Source organism: Streptomyces sp. NPDC091682, from assembly GCF_044756625.1.
Lineage (GTDB): Bacteria > Actinomycetota > Actinomycetes > Streptomycetales > Streptomycetaceae > Streptomyces.
The window spans coordinates 322,127-338,906 of the sequence record NZ_JBIVTH010000001.1 but is presented as its reverse complement, the minus strand read 5'-3'; the positions used below and the strand labels follow the sequence as shown (position 1 = coordinate 338,906).

The window sequence follows — 16,780 nt, the reverse complement described above, 5'->3', positions numbered from 1 at the left end:
CGTGAACGATATCGATGCGATCGCGATGTTGCAGGATCCGGTGCGGCGCCGCCTGTACGAGTACGTGGCGGCACAGGGTCGGGAGGTCGGTCGCAACGAGGCCGCCGAGGCGGCCGGGGTGGCGCGCACGCTCGCTGCGCACCACCTGGACAGGCTGACCGAGGCTGGACTGTTGGAGAGCGGCAGCCGCCGCCTGACGGGCCGCTCGGGTCCGGGGGCCGGCCGGCCGGCCAAGGTGTACACGCGGGCGCGGGCCGAGCGGTCGGTGTCCTTGCCCGCCCGCGACTACCTCACCGCCGCCGAGTTGCTCGCCGAGGCCGCCGAGCAGGCGGGGCTGGACGCGGTGCTGCGCGCGGCCGCGGGCCGCAGGGGCGAGGCCCTGCGGGGTTCGGCGGCGCCCTGTGCCGGACTGGAAGAGGTCGTGGCGATGCTGGCCGACCGCGGCTACGAACCGTACCTGGAAGGCGGCGAGGGCGCGGAGGGTGCCCGGGACGACGCAGGCGCGGGGGCGATGACCGGGGCGGCCGCGCGCGTCGTCCGCATGCGCAACTGCCCCTTCCACGCCGTCGCCGAACACTTCCCGCCGCTCGTCTGCGGCATGAACCTCGCGTTGCTGGAAGGACTGTTCGGTACGGATGGTCCCGTGCGCCCCCGCATGGACGCCCGGCCCGGGGAATGCTGCGTGGTGATCGAGAGTTCTAAAAGCAATGATCATTGACATAGAAAGGGGGTCGTGCTGGGATGAGGGCATGACCGCACCCGCGCATGCCAGCCACCTCGCCCAACTCAACGTCGCGACGCTCCTCCACCCCTTCGACGACCCGCGCATGGCGCCGTTCGTCGAGATGCTCGACCCGGTCAACGCCGCCGCCGACGGCGCGCCCGGCTTCGTGTGGCGCCTCGTCGAGGAGGGTGCGGCCGACGCCACGGGCCTGCGCCCGGCGGGGGAGGACGTCGTCGTCAACCTGTCGGTGTGGCAGACCCAGGAGGCCCTGTGGGACTTCTCCTACCGCAGCGGGCACCTGGAAGTGATGCGCCGGCGCCGCGAATGGTTCGAGCGGCACGTCCAGGCGCACCTGGTGCTCTGGTGGGTCCCCGCCGGGCACCGGCCGACCGTCGCCGAGGCCCTGGAGCGGCTGGCCGACCTGCGGGTGCACGGGCCTTCCCCGAGCGCGTTCACGTTCGCCTCCGCCTACACCGCCGCCCAGGCCGCCCAGCACCTCCGGGCCGTGCCACCGGCGTAGCCCGAGCACGTCGGCCGGACCGCGAGGCCGATGCCGTCCGGGGGTCCGCAGCCCCCTTTCACGTGCGCCGGCGACGTGCTGGTGAGCACGGTTGATCGGTAACAAGGGCTCCATCCACTCCCGCGCCGCCTCCGTCAACTCGCCTCGACCTGCCCCAAGATCAATTTTGAGACAGATGGCCTTAGCATGGGCATGCCACCCCCCCCGTGCCGTGACCAGCCGACGGAAGACCCCCATGCGCCTCCAGCGGATATCCGCCGCGACCGCGGCCCTCGCCGCGCTCACCACCCTCGCCACCGCCTGCGAGGACTCCCCCAAGCCTGGCCCGCCCGCCGCGAGCCCCTCCGCGAGCGCTCGGGGCGCCGCCCCCGCCTCCCCCACGCCCGCCGGCGCCGCGCCCGCCACGCTGGCCGGGGCGCAGGCCCACGTACAGCAGTACACGTCCTGCGAGAACCTCAGCACCGACCCGAACGACAGTCGGGTGCCGCTGAGCGGGTTCATCGGCGCCGGGGACTGGGGCATCACGGAGCGCGGCGTCTGCACGGACAAGAAGGCGCGGGGCGAGATCGTCCTCTTCCTGACCCCGGACATGAAGGCCTTCCAGCAGGCCGCCAAGGACCACGCCGCGAAGCTGCTCGCCGAGGGCCGGGGCGACACCGACCTCGCCAGCCGCACGGTCGTGGGCAAGACCTTCGCCCTGACCGCGCTCAAGACCGCCACCGCCGTGTCCCTGGTCGACCCGCCCAACTCCGACCTGCGCATCCTGAGCTGCAACCCCCACGTGTTCGTCCCGGAGGGGTTCAAGAAGGAGCAGGCCCTGGTAGAGGGCTGCTTCCTCACCGACTACGTCAACAGCCCCGACGGCCAGGGCAGCCCCCACCGCGGGGCGGTCCGCGACCCCTCCACCGAGGGAGCCGCGAAGCCGGGCCAGCCGTCCACCGGCAGCCCGGGCCTGCCGAGCGCCGGCAGCATCGACGAGCTGAAGAAGCTCGTCAGCCCGCACACGGTCGACTGCACGAGCATGGAGGTCACCGACGAGCAGGTACGGTCGATCGACTACATGCCGGTCGTCGACGGCCCCGCGAGCGCTTGGGGCGTCAAGCAGCGAGCGGTCTGCGGCCAGCTCGGCGGGGAGCAGCGCGCGCACAACCTGAACTGGCTGGACACCGTCTCCGACATGAAGACCCTCCAGACCAAGGCCAAGGCGGCGCAACTGGCCGACCTGAAGGACGACGGGCGCCTCAAGGCCACTGCGAGCAAGCTGCTGGTCGGCACGAACATCGCCGTGGAGACCAACAACGCGAACGTCCGCCGAGGGCTGTACCAGCTCCAGTTCCTGTACCTGAACTGCGAGACCGGCTTCACCGCGCCGGCCGGCTACCGGCTGGAGAAGTCCCAGGTCGAGGGCTGCGTCCTGACCAACTACGAGCGCCCGAGCTGACACACGGCTGTCCGGGGCGTGCGCGGCGCGCCCCGGGGGGTATCGACTGCGGTGTTCCGCCATCCGCGCGCCAGGGGTGCCAGGAGCACCAGGAGCCGCCCTGTCACTCTTGATCCCGGATTTCGACGACTCCGTGGTAGTCCGCGGCGGCGTGCGACCAGACGGTCTGCCACGGCCCGTACCGCTCGGGCAGGTCACGCCACGGGCGTCCATGCCCATCCACCTGCGGCAGCTCAGTAGCAGTCCATGCGCGAACCGTTGGAGTCCGCCTCGGTGGACCACGTGTACCAGGTCCTGGCGTCCACTCCGAGCAGCTCCGCCGGATGCGGTTCCGCCCCGTAGGACTCGCGGAGCGTCTCGGGTGAGGTGAAGGCGAGGGTCATGCTCGGCCGATCGGCGGATTCGAAGCAGAAGACGACGAACCCGCGGTCGGACCCCATGTCCAGGTCGTTCACCGGACGCCATCCCGCCGCCGACGCCTCCCGGCCGTAGTACTTCAACACTTCGTCCCTGGTCCCGTGGTACGCGTAGAACCGCTCCGCGGTGAGCCAGGCGCCCGCGGTGTCGTCGACGCAGTGGGCCCCGGACCATGGGGCGCCGTCCACGGCCACCGCCCCCTTCGGACGCAGCTCCAGCGTGGGCAGCTGGTCGAGCTCGGTCACGGCCGCCGCTGTTCCCTCACACGTCTCGGGGTGGAGGAAGGAACACCCGCTCAGACCGGTTCCCACGAGCAGGGCTGCCAAGCACGCCCGCACGACAAGCATGTTCATGGCGAGATTATGACCTTGCCCGGAAGTCGTCCGTCCGACGGGGGCGGTTCACGCAGGGACCACCCCTGCGGGGGCGGGAAGCGGTTGCCTCGTGCACCTCGCACCGAACAGGCTCCACCGGTCCGTTTCACCGGTCCGTTTCACCGGTCTGGGGCAGGACCTGCCGGGCCACGCTCCACCACGCGCCATCGCCACCGTGGACCACCGACTGCCGGCCCGCTTCGTGGTCCCAACCGGAAACAGAACCCGGGGGCGTTCGGTGCGGAGACCCGGGTCCGGTACGTCGGCTGAGTCCGACGGCGACTTGCACGGCCAACCGGGGGGTCGTGGCGCGCGCCTCGGGCGCGGCGGGCCGCTCGTGCTGCTACTGCTGGGCCGGGCCGGGCGCCGCCCGTCCCGGCCGTCCCCGCGCAGATGAGGAGCCACGCACATGCCGACCCGTGTCCGCGACCGCGACCGCGACCGTGCCCGCGCCCGCCGGAGCCGTCTCCGCACCGGGCTGTCCGCCGCCGTCCTGACCGCCACCGCGGTCGGAGGGCTGCTGCAGCCCGCACAGGCGGCCGGCGACCCGCAACCGGGCGACGGCCGCCAACGCCACGACAAGGGCCTCCAGCGGCAGCTCGACCGGCTGGTCGCCCAGGAGGACGGCCCACCCGGGGCGATCGCCATGCTCACCCGGGGCGACCGTACGGAGGTGTACACGGCGGGGGTCGGCGACATCCAGACCGGCCGCCCACCGCACCCCGACGACCACATGCGCATCGCCAGCATCGCCAAGGCGTTCAGCGGGGCCGTTGCCCTCCGGCTCGTCGACCAGGGCCTGCTCTCCCTCGACGACACCATCGGCGAGCGCCTCCCCGACCAGCCCGCGGCCTGGCACGCGGTGACACTGCGCCAGCTCCTCCAGCACACGAGCGGCCTGCCGGACTACTCGGCCGACCCCGGATTCCTGGAGATCCTCACCGCCGACCCGCGCCACGTGTTCGACCCGCGCACCCTCCTCGACTTCGTGGCCGACGAGCCGCTGCGCTTCGTCCCCGGCTCCCTGTACGAGTACTCCAACTCGGACAACATCGCCGTCGCGCTGATGGCCGAGGCCGTCACCCACCGCAGCTACGAAGACCTCCTCAGGGAGCTCGTGTACCGACCGCTGGGGCTGCGCCGCACCAGCCTGCCCCTGGGCTACCGGCTCCCGCGTCCCTACCTGCACGGCTACGACGTCCAGCCGCCGGCCGAACCGGAGGACATCAGCGAGGCCGTGGGCGCCTCCGGTGTCTGGGCCTCCGGCGGGATCGTCTCCACCCCCAGGGAACTGGGCACCTTCATCCGCGCCTACGGCGGTCCCGCCCTGCTGTCGCCGCAGACCCGCAAGGAGCAGCTGACCTTCCGGCCCGGCGACTCCTCGGAACCGGCCGGCCCCGGCACCAACGCCGCCGGGCTGGCGATCTTCCAGTACACCACCCGCTGCGGAGTGCTCTACGGCCACACCGGGAACTTCCCCGGGTACACCCAACTCGCCGCCACCACGCCCGACGGCACCCGATCGCTGACCTTCTCGATCAACACCCAGACCAGCAAGGGGAACAAGCCCGCGCTGCTGGCCCGACTGCGCACCGTGCAGGAGAACTTCGTCTGCGCCCTGCTCAAGGGGCACTGAACCGCAGTAACGGGTCCGGTTGCGGCGACTCCGGTTGTAGCGACTCCGGTTGTGGCGGCGCGGCGGCGTGGCGCGAAAACGATCACGCTTGCCCGTGTCGCCACCCGTGCTCCCTATGCTGACGTCATGCTCGACATACCCCTTTCAGCGCTGGAAGTCGCGATGGTGCAAACCGGCACCCGAGCCGCGGACACCCTGCGGGACACCACGGCCTTCGCCCAAGGACTGGAGGACCTCGGCTACCACCGCATCTGGTACGCGGAGCACCACCACTCTCCCGCGATCGGCGCGTTCCCGCCGGTCGTCCTGACGGCGCACGCGGCCGCGTCGACCTCGGCCATCCGTCTCGGTTCGGGCGGGGTACTGGCCCCCAACCACGCCCCCATCACGCTGGCGGAGCAGTTCGGCACGCTGGCCGCCCTGCACGAGGACCGCATCGACCTGGGCATCGGCCGCGGTCCCGGCACGTTCGACGACGCCACCGCGCGGGCACTGCGCCGCGGTGCCGACCCGGCGACGGACGCCGAGTACCGGACCGACGTGGCCGCGATCCTTTCGTTCCTGGTGGACGAGGTGGCACTGGGTCCGCTGCCGGAGCCGTGGCTACTGGTCTCCAGTACCGCGGGGGCCGCGCTCGCCGCGGAACTCGGCCTGCCGGTCGCGGTCGCGCACCACATCAGGCCGGACAACACCCTTGCGGTTCTCGAGCACTACCGGTCGGCGTTCTCCCCGTCCCGCTGGTGCGAGCGGCCCCGGGTGCTGCTGTGCGTGGAGACGGTGTGCGCGGAGACGGAGGAGGAAGCGGTCCGGCGTGCGGGGCCGATGAACGTCGTCAAGGCCGGGCTGCTGAAGGGGGAGAGCCAGACGCCCTTCCCCACCCCCGTGCAGGCGGCCGCCCACGCCTTCACGGAGCCCGAGCGGCAGGCGCTGGCGGGCTTCCGCGCCCAGCAGGCCGTCGGCACGCCCGAGACCGTCGTGCAGCGGCTCGCACGCCTGGTCGCCGAGACCGGGGCGGACGAGCTGATGCTGGCCACGCCCGTTTACGACCTCGCTGACCGCATCGCCTCGTACGCGCTCGTCAGGAAGTACTGGGGAGCCGCGACGGCGCCGTAGGCCGGGGGCCGCCGCTGCGGGCCGCCGCGCTGCGGGAGCGGGCGGCGGTCCGCGCGCCGCCGCAGCGTCGGCGGGTCGTGACACTGCTCACACGCGGCGCGGCACCACGGGAGCCGCCACGGCCGTTGGCGCTGCGAGGTCGTCGGTCCCTCGCCGGGGGATCCGTGTGCGCTGAAGCACACAAAACGGGCCATTTGGTCGAGGAGGGGCTCCGAACGGATGACCTAGCCTGGACCGACCAGCGAGATCCGGGGGCTGAGGGCAAAGGAAGAGCACGTCCATGCGCATCACCACCAGTTCCGCACGTCGTCGACGGGCGGGGTACGTCGCTGCGGCCGCCCTCCTCGGCCTCCTGGCGGCTGCCGGTACCCCGGCGTACGCCGCCACCGACGGGTCGGCGGTCCGCACCCCGGACGCACCCCCCGTCGGCCACTCCGCACCGGCCGGATCCGCAGGCGCCGCCCAGCACGCCGCCCAGGGAGCCTCCGGGGTCCCCGTGGGGATATCCCGGCTGGCGCAGGGCACGGGCCGCCAGGTCGCGATCACCATCGACGACGGCCCGGACCCCCGCTGGACGCCCCAGGTCCTGGAGACGCTGCGGAAGAACCACGTCAAGGCCACCTTCTGCATGATCGGTACCAAGGCGCAGAAGTACCCGGAGCTGGTGCGTGCGGTCGCCGCCGACGGCCACCAGCTGTGCGACCACTCCGTCGACCACGACGTCACGATGGACCACAAGCCCGTCGCCTACCAGCGGCAGCAGATCCTCGACGGCAAGGCGATGATCGAGAAGGCCGTTCCGGGCGTCGCCGTCAGCTACTACCGCGCGCCGGGCGGAGCCTTCACCCCCGACAGCCGCGCGATCGCCGCCGCGAGCGGGATGCGGCCGCTGGGCTGGAGCGTCGACCCCCAGGACTGGAGCAGGCCGGGCCTGAAGGCCATCCTCGCCACCGTGGAGGGCAAGCTCCCCCAGCAGCCGACGGTCCTCTTCCACGACGGCGGCGGCGACCGCAGCGAGACCGTCGCCGCGCTGAAGAAGTACCTGCCCTGGCTCACCGAGCAGGGCTACGGCTTCTCCTTCCCGGCCCGCACCGCCCCTTGAGCGCCCTACCGGCCCGCCCCTGCGCTACGCGGGGAGGCGGAACCCGTTGAAGAGGTCGTCCATGCCGCGCAGGGTCAGCCGGGCCGGGGTGACGCGGAGCGCGAGATCACGGACGGCCACCACCACCGGGTTGCGCAGTACGCCCAGACGCCCGACGCGGCGGGCACGAAGGCGCACGGCGTCGGTGCGGGCGCGGCGAGCGGCGGTGTACGCGGCGAGGGCGGCCGCAACGGCGCCGTCCCCGCCGTCCCCGCCGGCGCCGCGCTCTGCCGCGGGCAACAGATGGGCGAGCACCACCGCGTCCTCGATGGCCTGGCAGCCGCCCTGGCCGAGGTTGGGGGCCATGGCGTGGGCCGCGTCGCCCAGCCAGGCGATCCGGCCGTGGTGCAGGTGCGGGAGCGGGGCGGCCAGATCGTAGAGGTCGTTCCGCAGGACATCGGCAGCGTCGAGGCGCCCGACGCGGTCCAGCAGGGCCGGAATGGGCTCGTGCCACGAGCCGAAGCGCTGCCGCAGCTCGGTGCGCGGGTCGGCGAAGCGGGTGCCCGGGGGGACGACCGCGGTGGCGTAGAGGTAGTAGCGGCCGTCCACGAGCGGGGTCACCCCGAACCGCGCCCCCCGCCCCCACGTCTCGCTCATGGCCGGTATCCGCAGGTCCGGGGCGTCCACGATGGTCCGCCAGGCCGTCTCGCCGATGTAGTGCAGTCCGGGGTGCGCGGGGAAGTGCGCGCGCCGCAGCGGACTGTGGATGCCGTCGGCGGCGACGACCAGATCGGCGTAAAGGCCCGGGCCCGCCGCCGTACGGACGGTCGGACGGCCCTCGGCATCGTCGACGCCGGTCACCTCGGTGCCGTAACGAAGGGCCGATGGCGGCAGGGCGGCGGCGAGGGTGGCGGTGAGGGCCCGGCGCGGGACGGCGAGGGGTGCCGTGCCGTAGCGGGCCGCCATGTCCGCGGTGCCGGCCCGGGTGAGCCACCGGCCGTCGGGGCGGCGCACGCCCATCGTCGCGGGTACGTCACCGCCGATCGCACGGGGGACGTCGACGCCGATGGAGTCGAGCGCGTGCAGGGCGTTGGGGGCGAGGCCGATGCCGGCGCCCGTGACGGGGGGTTCGGGGGCGCGCTCGCAGACGGTGACGTGCCAGCCCCGGCGGTGCAGTGCGACGGCGGCCGTGAGGCCGCCGATTCCGGCTCCGACCACCACTGCGTGACGGTTCGTCATGGCCACCCTCTCCGCTCGGTCCCCCCACTCTAGATCGGTGGGCGGACGGTGCGTGCGCCCGTACCGGACCTCGACTCCCGCGCCCGCCCGCCCCGATCGAACTCAGCCCTTGGTACCGGCCTCCACCTCGGCGAAGAACGCGTCGGCGACGGCACGGGCACGGTCGACGTCGGTGAGCGGTTCGCCGACGATCCGCCCGGCCAGCTCGGTGGCCAGCCCGAGGACGTGCTCGTGGAGCTCCGCCCCGGCGATCACTCGGTCGGCCTCCAACTGCACGGTGGCGGCGGCGACCATCTCCTCGCGCGCCCTTTGCCCCTCCGAACGAACGGCGGCGAGGAGGGCGAGGCCCTCCTCGTGTGCGGCCTGGCGGATCTGCGAGGCCTCGTGACGGGCGGCGCTCAGCTCCGCCTGGTACTCGGCGCGAACGAGCTGTGCCTCCCGCTGGACCGTTTCGGCCCGCTCGAGCGTGCCCGTGGTGATCTCTTCACGCTCGGCCAGGGTCTGGTTGATCCTCGGAAGGAGGACTTTGGCCAGAGCGATGAAGACGAGGGAGAAGGTGATGAGGCCGACTATGAGTTCAATGAGATTCGGTTTCAGGGGTCCCATGATCGAATCGTAGCGGCGCACTATTGATTCCGGTTTGAAATATGGTGCCACGATGGCCGGAAAACGCCCGTCAGGCAGTCGATATGAAGGGATGTCGGTCGTCACCGCGCCGAGCTCGACGAACTCGCCTCGCCACTCGCCTTGTCGCACGCCTCGACCGTGAGCTTTCTGCCCCGGGCTCCGCAGACGAGGAGGAGAAGGAGCGGCTTGCTACGGAATTCACCGCCGGGCGCGCCGAACCGTTCAAAGATCACGGCAACGCGAAAATCTACGATCCCGCGATCGAAACGATGGTCAAGGCCACCCGGTGAACGCGTCCGCGTACGCGGATACGGAATCGGCACCCTCCTGGCGCCTGAACCTCGACGCCGCGAAGGACGGGGCCGGCGCGGAGCGGCGGGCTCGGGCGGCCGGCGTACGGTCAGCAGGGTGACCGCTTGCGGGCGGCCCGGGTCACGCGGATCCTGCGGAGCGTCCGGCCGGAAGCCGCCCGGTCGCGGCGGCTCGTCCGTCCGCCCTTGCCCGGGGGTCGGCCCAGCGCGACTCCACCCAGTACGAGTGCCAGCCCACACAGCTGTCGGCCCGTCAGCACCTCCCCGGCGGCCACCGTCCCGAGCAGTACACCGGTGACCGGGTTGAGCAGCCCGATCAGACCGACCGTTCCGGCGGGCAGGCGGCGAAGCCCGGCGAACCAGGCGACGAAGGCCAGCGCGGTGGCGACCAGGCCGACGTAGCAGAACGCGAGGAGGGTCGACGGGGACACCGGTGGCGGGGCGCCCTCCACGGCTACGGCCACCGGCAACAGGAGCAGGCCCCCGGCGGTGAGTTGCCACGCGGTCGAGGCGAGCACTCCGGCGTCGGCGGGGCGGGTGTTCCACCGCTTGGTCAGGACGTGGCCGACGGACGACACCAACACCGCGGCAGCCGAGGCCAGGACGCCCGGCACGCTGATCCCGCCCGCGCTCCCGAGCAGCATGAGGCACACCCCGCCCAGCCCGATCACGGCGCCCGCCAGGTGGGCGCCGCTGGGCCGCTCGGCGACCAGGGGCCAGGCGGCGAGCATCATGATCAAGGGGGAGACCGCCATGACGGTCGAGGCCACGCTCGTCGGCAGTAGCTGGGAGGCGGTGAAGACGAGGAAGAAGAACACGCTCACGTTGAGCAGCCCGAGCACGGCGGACCGCCCCCACCATGCGCCGCGCGGCCGTTGGCGGCACAGCGCCAGCAGGACCAGGCCGGCCGGCAGCGCGCGTAGGGCGGCCCCGTACAGCGGGTGGTCCGCCGGTAGGAATGCATGGGTGACGAAGTAGGTGGCCCCCCAGGCCACCGGCGCCACTGCCGTCAGCGCCACCCAGCGCAGATTACCTTCCATGGAAGGTAATATAGCTTCCATGGAAGCAAACGTGTCGTCCGCGGACCACGGCCCACCCCCGGACCGGGTGGCCCGGATCCAGGCAGAGTGGCGCCGTGAAAGGCCTGACCTCGATGTCGGCCCCCAGGGGGTGATCGGCAGATTGCACCGCCTCGCCGACCGGCTCGGCGCAGAACTCGGCCTCGTCTACGACCGTTACGGCCTCGGTGAGGGGGAGTTCGACGTCCTGTGCGCCCTGCGCCGGGCGGGTGAGCCCTTCGAGCGGGCGCCGGGTGAGCTCGCCGGACACACCATGGTCACCACCGGTGCGATGACGAAGCGGATCGACCGTCTGGAACGGTCCGGGCTCGTCACCCGGCGGCGCTCCGACGACGATCAGCGCGGCCGGATCGTCGCCCTCACCCCGGCCGGACGCGACCTCGTGGACCGGGCGTTCACCGACCACATGCGCAACGAACGCCGCCTGCTGGACCTCGTGACGCCCGAGGAAGCAGCGGTACTCGAAACGCTGCTCGCCACCTGGCTGTCCCGCCTGGAGGACTGAGGTGCGGAGGGTTAGCCCGGCGGCACGGGTCGGTGGTGCGACGCCCCGGTCGCCATGGCTGGTGGCACCCGCCGCTCCCCGCCTCCAACTCGCCCTGGAGAATGCCGCGGTATGAACTCTCAGTCACCGTCGGGTCCTCTGGGCGGACTGCTCCGCGTCGTGCGGGGGTACCCGCGCCGCGCGCCGCTGACCCTCGCCTACGTCTGCCTGCTCCTGGTCGGTCACGCCTGGATCGGGTACGGCCTGTCCGCCGATCGGGCGGCCACCGTATTGGGCTACCTCAGCACCAACCTGGACAACCTGCGGGACCATCCGTTGCCCGCACTGCTCGGCAGCGCGCTGTTCTTCGACGGTACGCTCACGGACGTCACCTCGACCGACTTCGTGGGCACCTTGATCACCTTGGGCCTCGGTGTCTGCTGCTTCCTGGCCTGGGTGGAGCACCGGTGGGGGAAGGCGCGCGCCGTTGCCGTGTTCCTGGGCGGGCACGTCGTGGCCACCCTGCTCACCGCAGTCGTCATCTCCGTTGGGCTGCAGCACGGTTGGTATCCGACGGTCGTCCGGCAGGCCTTGGACTACGGGGTCAGTTACGGAGCCCAGACCGTGCTGGCGATCGGCACGCTCGCCCTGCCGCGCTGGGGCCGCCTCCCCTGGGCCGCCTTCGTCCTCGCATGGCCCCTCGGCGGTGCCGATTGGACCGGGCCGCTGCCGGACTTCACCACCATCGGCCATCTCGTGGCGGCGGTCATCGGCTTCGGGCTGTTGGGCGTCCCGGCCCTCAGGCGGCAACGGGTCCGGGCTACCGGGTCGCCCCGCGCTGCGAGCGACTTCGGGTTGCAGCGCGGCTCCGCCCCGGAACCGGCGCCGTCACCGGCGGCTGGAACGGAGCCGCCCCCATCGGTCTGAGCTCCTGCGACGGGGAGGGCCGTCCGTCAGCCGGAGCGTGCGCTGCTGCGGCGCCGAGTGTTCCTCCCCCCAGGTCCGCCCATGGGCGACCGCCGTCCCTGCCGATGACCCCGTCATCCAGCGCGAACGAGGCCCCTCCCCGGATGGTCCGTCATGCGGGCTGCGAGACTTCGGTGATGAGCACAAGGCGCCGCCCCCTCGGGCACGGACCGGTTCCCCTCCGCGAGGACCAGGAGCCGCGCGTCGTACGCGGCCGCACGGCTGCTGAGCGGGCCGTCGAGGACCCGACCCCGGCCGCCCCGCTCGAGGTGGAGCCCTTGACGGCCCGGCGGGCACTGGGCTTCGGACTCGGCCCCCGCACCTGAGGCGGATCGCCTGCACCCCCACTGCCGGTGCGGGGCAGGCCCTGTCAGGGGCCGCAGACCCTTGCCGTTGGCTGCCGGGGGTGCCGGCGTGCCGGTGAGCCAGTCGACGCCGCCGCGCACCTCGAGGTCGCAGTGGTCACCGGCGATGCCGCTGTCGACGACTGCGAGGCCGACGCCCTTCACTGCGGCCTTGCAGTCGCCCGAGCGGGCGGAGGTACGGTCGGCCCCGACCCGGTCCGCCCACTCGGGCAGGCGCCGGCCCTCACCCGTAGAGACCCGGCAACTCGCCGGGGCCCCGTGCCGAGGAGGGCCGAGCTGTTGGCGGCGCCGTTTGCTGACGGACCGTACGTCGCGCTCCGCCCGCAGATCCCGCACCTGCACACCGGAAACGCGCTGGTGCACGGATGGTGCGTGAAGGCCGGACGACAGCTGCGGACTACAGTCGTCCCCCGGTCATCCAGATGCGTGACATCGCATCGGCCAGGGCCGGGTACCGGGCGGCCTCGCAGAGCATTTCCGAGAGCACGAGCATGCCGTGAGCAGTGCTCCGCGGATCGCGGTTCTGGTGCAGCCGGATGACCGCGTCGCTCAGGGGCCGGCGCCCGAGCGTGATCCCCGAACGCCGGACGGCGGCGGCCCTCTCCAGCTCGGCGCGGCCCCCGCCGAACGGCAGGGCTTCCGTTCGGCGCAGGCCCGGCGGGGCGGCCGAGTCCCGCACGTGGCGGACGTACGCTTCCGGCGGGGCCTGACCGTTCTCGAAGATGTTCCGGAAGCCGGCGATCCGGAGGCTCGTATTGCGTGGGCGGAGCTCGATGAAGAGCTCGATGAACAGACCACGCAGCTGGACGTGGAGGGGGAGGTAGGGCATTTCGCCCTCCTTGCGCGTGGCTCCGCCGAAGAATCCCTGCGCATCTTGCGCCTTCGACCGGATGGTCGACGTCAGGGATCGGTACTCGTCGGCAGAAGCGACCGCGGGAGAAAAAAGCATCGGTATCAGCATGGCCGGCCTTATCGGGGGAGAGTTCCAGAACTCGGGCTTCCCATGGCCGATCTGACCGCAATCGCTTGGATCCTGCTGCATTCACGCATGCACATCACCGCCTTCGCCATATTCCGACGACGGGTTCATCACCCCGTCGGTGCCGGGTTCGGTCCGATGCGGTCCTTTGTAGTCGCCCGGGAGACAGGCAAGAGAGTTATTGGCCTGTGATGCTAAGAAATCAGTCCGTGATCCCGAAAGTCCGGACCACCGGATGCACGCCCCAACGAGGCCTGCTGGAAGCCTGGTTGACGGCGGGGCCCCGCCGCGAGCCCCTGCCGCAAGCCCTCCGACCAGCCGCTTCCGGTAAGTCGACGTCCCCGACCTGGGCGCTCAACCACCGCACGGATCAACCGACTTCTGCAGAAAATGCCATTCAGGCAGCTGGTACTTCGTCACTTGTGGAGCCCATTCTCTGAGTTGTGCGAGCCGGCAGGCCCCGCCGTCGTCCGGACCGGTGCAGCTGCATTCCTGCACGGGCGAGAGCCCAGAGATCTCCTGAACGGAACGCCGTTCACCTCGCGTGATCGGGGGAAAGGAGTTCTGCCGTGCTCCGGCTCAGCGGGTATACGCGCTCCGCGGGCAGAAAGCGCCGGGCCTGCGGAGCGCGTCCGTTCCGGACGAGCGCTGCGGCCTTGTGGACCTGTGGGGTGAGGTCCGTGATGCTGACGACCCAGTCTTCGGCGAACGTGCGGATCAGGTGGCGACCGATACCGACCTGAATGCTGTAGTGGTTCAGAGCCGCTCCGCGCACGGAGCGCTCGGGGTCCCACTGAAGGTGCACGGCGGCCCCCGCCACCTCCTTCGGGGCGGCGGTCGTCCGCACGGCCTGGGACAGGGCCCGTTCCCAGCCCTCGCGTGTCATCCGCACGGCGAGCACGCGCTCCTGCCCCGCTTTGCGCGCCCAGTTGCTGCGGTGCATCAGCCACAGGAAAGAGGGCTTGATCCACGTCATCCGCTGGAACGAGAACGGCGTGATGAAGCGTCCCGCCCGTAGCGCGGCGTCGGCGATCGCGGACGAGTACGCCTGGTAGACCACGATGGTACGGGCGTCGTAGTCCGCACGGATCTGATACTGCGGCGTCATGCACCGCACCTTGTCATCTGCCGCGCTGCCGTCGCCAACGGTTTCCCACCGCCGGGGCGGGCCCGCGCGACGCCCCCGAGCGGCCCTCCGGCCGGCTACGGGCCGCTCGGGGGCGGAGTGGTGCCGGAGACACCCCTCTCCTCGACCGTTCCGCCCAGAGTCGCCCGCAGGGACTCCATGTACTCCTTGGACTTCGCCGAGAGCGCCCTTCGTAGGGCGCACGCCGTCACCGCCTGCGGGGTGGCTACGTGATGCGCACGGTCCCGTGCACGGTGACCTGGTCGATCTCGGTGGTGCGCACCGTGACGTCGAGGGTCCACTCGCCGGGCATGGGCAGCCGCAGGTCGTAGGTGGCCCAATACCCCTTCTGGTTCTTGAGCTTGGCGTCGAGCGGGCCGATTCCCAGGTCGCGCTGGGTGAGCGTGAGGCGGAGTTCGGGGACGGTGGCGAAACCGCCGTCCCCGCTGAACACCACGGCTTCGACCGTGTTCTCGCCGACGCGTCCGGGAGCCAGGGTGATCTGGACCTGGCCGCGGTGGTTGGCCGTCCCCATGTCGAACGGGATGGTGACCACCTTCGCCTGCGGTTCCTGCCCGACGGCGACCGATGCGGACTCGGCCGCCGCGGCGCGGCTGGGCTGGGTTCCGGTCAGCAAGGTGGTGATCGCCAGGACCACCACACCGAGCACGGCTTCGGCAGCGACGGTGCGGCGCAGGCTGCGCCGGTACCGTTCGCGCTCCTCGACGGGCGAAGGCCCCGTACCGCCGCCCGCCTCTGCTTCGGCGGGGGCGTCGGGACCGCTGCTCCCGCCGGGCGCCTCCGGGGGACCGGACGCGCCGACCAGCTGCGCCACTCGCACCGCTTCGGTCACGGGCGCCTCCTGCACCTCCTCGGCGGGTGCCGGCTCGTGCAGGAGGCGGGCGGTCCACCGGCGGGAGTACGACGCCACGTACAGCACGAGGACCACGGCGGCGACCTTCACGACGAGGGTCTTGCCGTACGTAGTGGTGACCAGCGCCTCCCACGAACCGACCTGCCGCCAGGACTGGTACACCCCGGTGCCGACCAGAACGGCGACCGCGCGGAAGGCCAGCGTCGAGAAGAGACCGACCGCGGCCGCGGGGACGGCGCGGCCGCCGGGCCCCCGGTCGCGCAGGGCGATCACCAGCGTGATCAAACCACCCAACCACACGCCCATCGACACCAGATGGAGCGCGGCGACCGGAACGGCCAAGGGCACCTGCGGCCCGGCAGAGGCGTGTTCCGCAGTGGCCCAGGTGAAGGCCAACCCCAGGGCGAACACCGCCCCGGCCAGGCGGAGCCGGACGCCGAAGTCCGGCAGCTGCGCCCCGTCGTCTTCGCGGGCGGGGCGCACGGCAGGGTGCCACCGCAGTACGGCAGCGGCCGCGAGCAGCAGCACGAGCCGGGCGGTCAGCGCCACTCCGGGCTTCTTGGTGGCGGTCCGGCCCAGTTGACTCAGGTCGAACGCCGATGTCAGCGGGCCCGCCGTCTCGTACGCGCCGCGCAGCAGGAGCAGGGCCACGGTGGCCACGGCCAGGGCCGCCCACCCGACGACGAGCAGCCGCCGCACCGGACGGAGCACGGCTGCTGCCGGCCAGCACACGAGGATGAACGCGGCCGCCCCCACGAGGAGGGCGAGGCCGCTGTAGGCGACGTAGCGGAAGAAGCCGTAGAGGCGGCCGACCGCCGTGTCGTCCGGTGAGCCGGTGGCCACCGTGACGGCGGTCCCGGAGGGCTTGCCGATGGAGAAGGTGAACGCGCCGGAGATCGGATGGCCGTCGGCGGAGATCATCCGCCAGGCCACCGTGTAGGTGCCCTGGGGCAGTGCGTCGGACAGTTCGACCCGGGCCGTGTTCTCCTTGCCGTCGGCGTGCTGCGCCGGGCGGGGGTTCACGCGCTCGTTGGCCGGTGACAGGACCCTCAGGGCGTGGTCGGGGAAGCTGACCGACTCGGTGAACGTGAGCGTGACCTGGCGGGGCGGTGTCTCGAGGACGCTTCCGTCGGCGGGATCGGAACCGCTGAGGGCGGTGTGCGCGAGGGCGGGTCCGGCCCCGCCGAACAGCAGGACGAGTACGGAGGCGACCAGTACCAGGACGGTCAGCGGCTTCCTGGCAAGAGGTGATCCTGGTGATGCTGTGTGCATGACGGGCGGTCTCCGGTATGGCGGTCGTGAGCGGGGGGCCATCGCCACCCGGGACTCGATCGTGCGGAGGGGCGGTCGGACGGTGCGGCTCACGGAGGTGGCACGGCGGACTCCGGCGGGACTGGGACTGACCACGAGATGGGGACGATAGT

Annotated in this window: 16 protein-coding genes; 9 read left to right on the top strand and 7 right to left on the bottom strand. The window is 72.0% G+C overall.

Going from position 1 to position 16,780, the window contains the following annotated elements; all coding sequences use genetic code 11:
• The first annotated feature begins 1 nt into the window (after position 1).
• The 3 genes from ACIQK6_RS01625 (at position 2) to ACIQK6_RS01615 (ending at position 2,685) form a co-directional block, all read left to right on the top strand.
• The gene (locus tag ACIQK6_RS01625; RefSeq protein ID WP_402694093.1) at positions 2-718 is read left to right on the top strand and encodes a helix-turn-helix transcriptional regulator; all 717 of its coding nucleotides are present in this window, start codon (positions 2-4) and stop codon (positions 716-718) included.
• 31 nt (positions 719-749) lie between these two features.
• Complete coding sequence (locus ACIQK6_RS01620) at positions 750-1,244, top strand: DUF3291 domain-containing protein (protein WP_329106057.1); 495 nt, start codon at positions 750-752, stop codon at positions 1,242-1,244.
• Positions 1,245-1,479: 235 nt separating this feature from the next.
• Positions 1,480-2,685, top strand: coding sequence for a hypothetical protein (locus ACIQK6_RS01615; RefSeq protein ID WP_329106059.1), 1,206 nt, complete (start codon positions 1,480-1,482; stop codon positions 2,683-2,685).
• Between the two features lie 233 nt (positions 2,686-2,918).
• Here the strand turns inward: ACIQK6_RS01615 and ACIQK6_RS01610 are convergent, their stop codons facing one another.
• Complete coding sequence (locus tag ACIQK6_RS01610; RefSeq protein ID WP_329106061.1) at positions 2,919-3,455, bottom strand: hypothetical protein; 537 nt, start codon at positions 3,453-3,455, stop codon at positions 2,919-2,921.
• Positions 3,456-3,885: 430 nt separating this feature from the next.
• On the opposite strand from ACIQK6_RS01610, the gene ACIQK6_RS01605 reads away from it, so the two are divergent.
• From ACIQK6_RS01605 to ACIQK6_RS01595, 3 genes are all read left to right on the top strand, one after another.
• Positions 3,886-5,112, top strand: coding sequence for a serine hydrolase domain-containing protein (locus tag ACIQK6_RS01605; protein ID WP_402694092.1), 1,227 nt, complete (start codon positions 3,886-3,888; stop codon positions 5,110-5,112).
• A gap of 126 nt (positions 5,113-5,238) precedes the next feature.
• A complete protein-coding gene (locus tag ACIQK6_RS01600; protein WP_329106065.1) occupies positions 5,239-6,225 on the top strand; it encodes an MsnO8 family LLM class oxidoreductase in 987 nt (328 codons plus the stop codon).
• 280 nt (positions 6,226-6,505) lie between these two features.
• Complete coding sequence (locus ACIQK6_RS01595) at positions 6,506-7,327, top strand: polysaccharide deacetylase family protein (RefSeq protein ID WP_329106067.1); 822 nt, start codon at positions 6,506-6,508, stop codon at positions 7,325-7,327.
• A gap of 24 nt (positions 7,328-7,351) precedes the next feature.
• On the opposite strand, the gene ACIQK6_RS01590 is transcribed toward ACIQK6_RS01595, so the two are convergent.
• From ACIQK6_RS01590 to ACIQK6_RS01580, 3 genes are all read right to left on the bottom strand, one after another.
• A complete protein-coding gene (locus tag ACIQK6_RS01590; protein WP_402694091.1) occupies positions 7,352-8,545 on the bottom strand; it encodes an FAD-dependent oxidoreductase in 1,194 nt (397 codons plus the stop codon).
• A 102-nt stretch (positions 8,546-8,647) separates the two neighbouring features.
• The gene (locus ACIQK6_RS01585; protein ID WP_329106071.1) at positions 8,648-9,151 is read right to left on the bottom strand and encodes a hypothetical protein; all 504 of its coding nucleotides are present in this window, start codon (positions 9,149-9,151) and stop codon (positions 8,648-8,650) included.
• A 421-nt stretch (positions 9,152-9,572) separates the two neighbouring features.
• Entirely contained in the window at positions 9,573-10,523 is a 951-nt protein-coding gene (locus tag ACIQK6_RS01580; RefSeq protein WP_402694090.1) for an EamA family transporter, read from the bottom strand.
• A gap of 19 nt (positions 10,524-10,542) precedes the next feature.
• Here ACIQK6_RS01580 and ACIQK6_RS01575 point away from each other — a divergent pair, with 19 nt between their 5' ends.
• From ACIQK6_RS01575 to ACIQK6_RS01565, 3 genes are all read left to right on the top strand, one after another.
• Entirely contained in the window at positions 10,543-11,067 is a 525-nt protein-coding gene (locus ACIQK6_RS01575; RefSeq protein ID WP_329106077.1) for a MarR family transcriptional regulator, read from the top strand.
• A 111-nt stretch (positions 11,068-11,178) separates the two neighbouring features.
• The gene (locus ACIQK6_RS01570; RefSeq protein WP_402694089.1) at positions 11,179-11,973 is read left to right on the top strand and encodes a rhomboid-like protein; all 795 of its coding nucleotides are present in this window, start codon (positions 11,179-11,181) and stop codon (positions 11,971-11,973) included.
• Between the two features lie 176 nt (positions 11,974-12,149).
• Positions 12,150-12,338 (top strand): hypothetical protein, encoded by a 189-nt coding sequence (locus ACIQK6_RS01565; protein ID WP_329106081.1) that lies wholly within the window; start codon positions 12,150-12,152, stop codon positions 12,336-12,338.
• A gap of 436 nt (positions 12,339-12,774) precedes the next feature.
• Here ACIQK6_RS01565 and ACIQK6_RS01560 read toward each other — a convergent pair whose 3' ends face one another.
• From ACIQK6_RS01560 to ACIQK6_RS01550, 3 genes are all read right to left on the bottom strand, one after another.
• Entirely contained in the window at positions 12,775-13,326 is a 552-nt protein-coding gene (locus ACIQK6_RS01560) for a ribosome-inactivating family protein (protein ID WP_402694277.1), read from the bottom strand.
• A 565-nt stretch (positions 13,327-13,891) separates the two neighbouring features.
• Complete coding sequence (locus tag ACIQK6_RS01555; RefSeq protein WP_402694088.1) at positions 13,892-14,464, bottom strand: DUF4291 domain-containing protein; 573 nt, start codon at positions 14,462-14,464, stop codon at positions 13,892-13,894.
• Positions 14,465-14,708: 244 nt separating this feature from the next.
• The gene (locus tag ACIQK6_RS01550) at positions 14,709-16,628 is read right to left on the bottom strand and encodes a copper resistance CopC/CopD family protein (RefSeq protein ID WP_402694087.1); all 1,920 of its coding nucleotides are present in this window, start codon (positions 16,626-16,628) and stop codon (positions 14,709-14,711) included.
• Positions 16,629-16,780 lie beyond the last annotated feature (152 nt).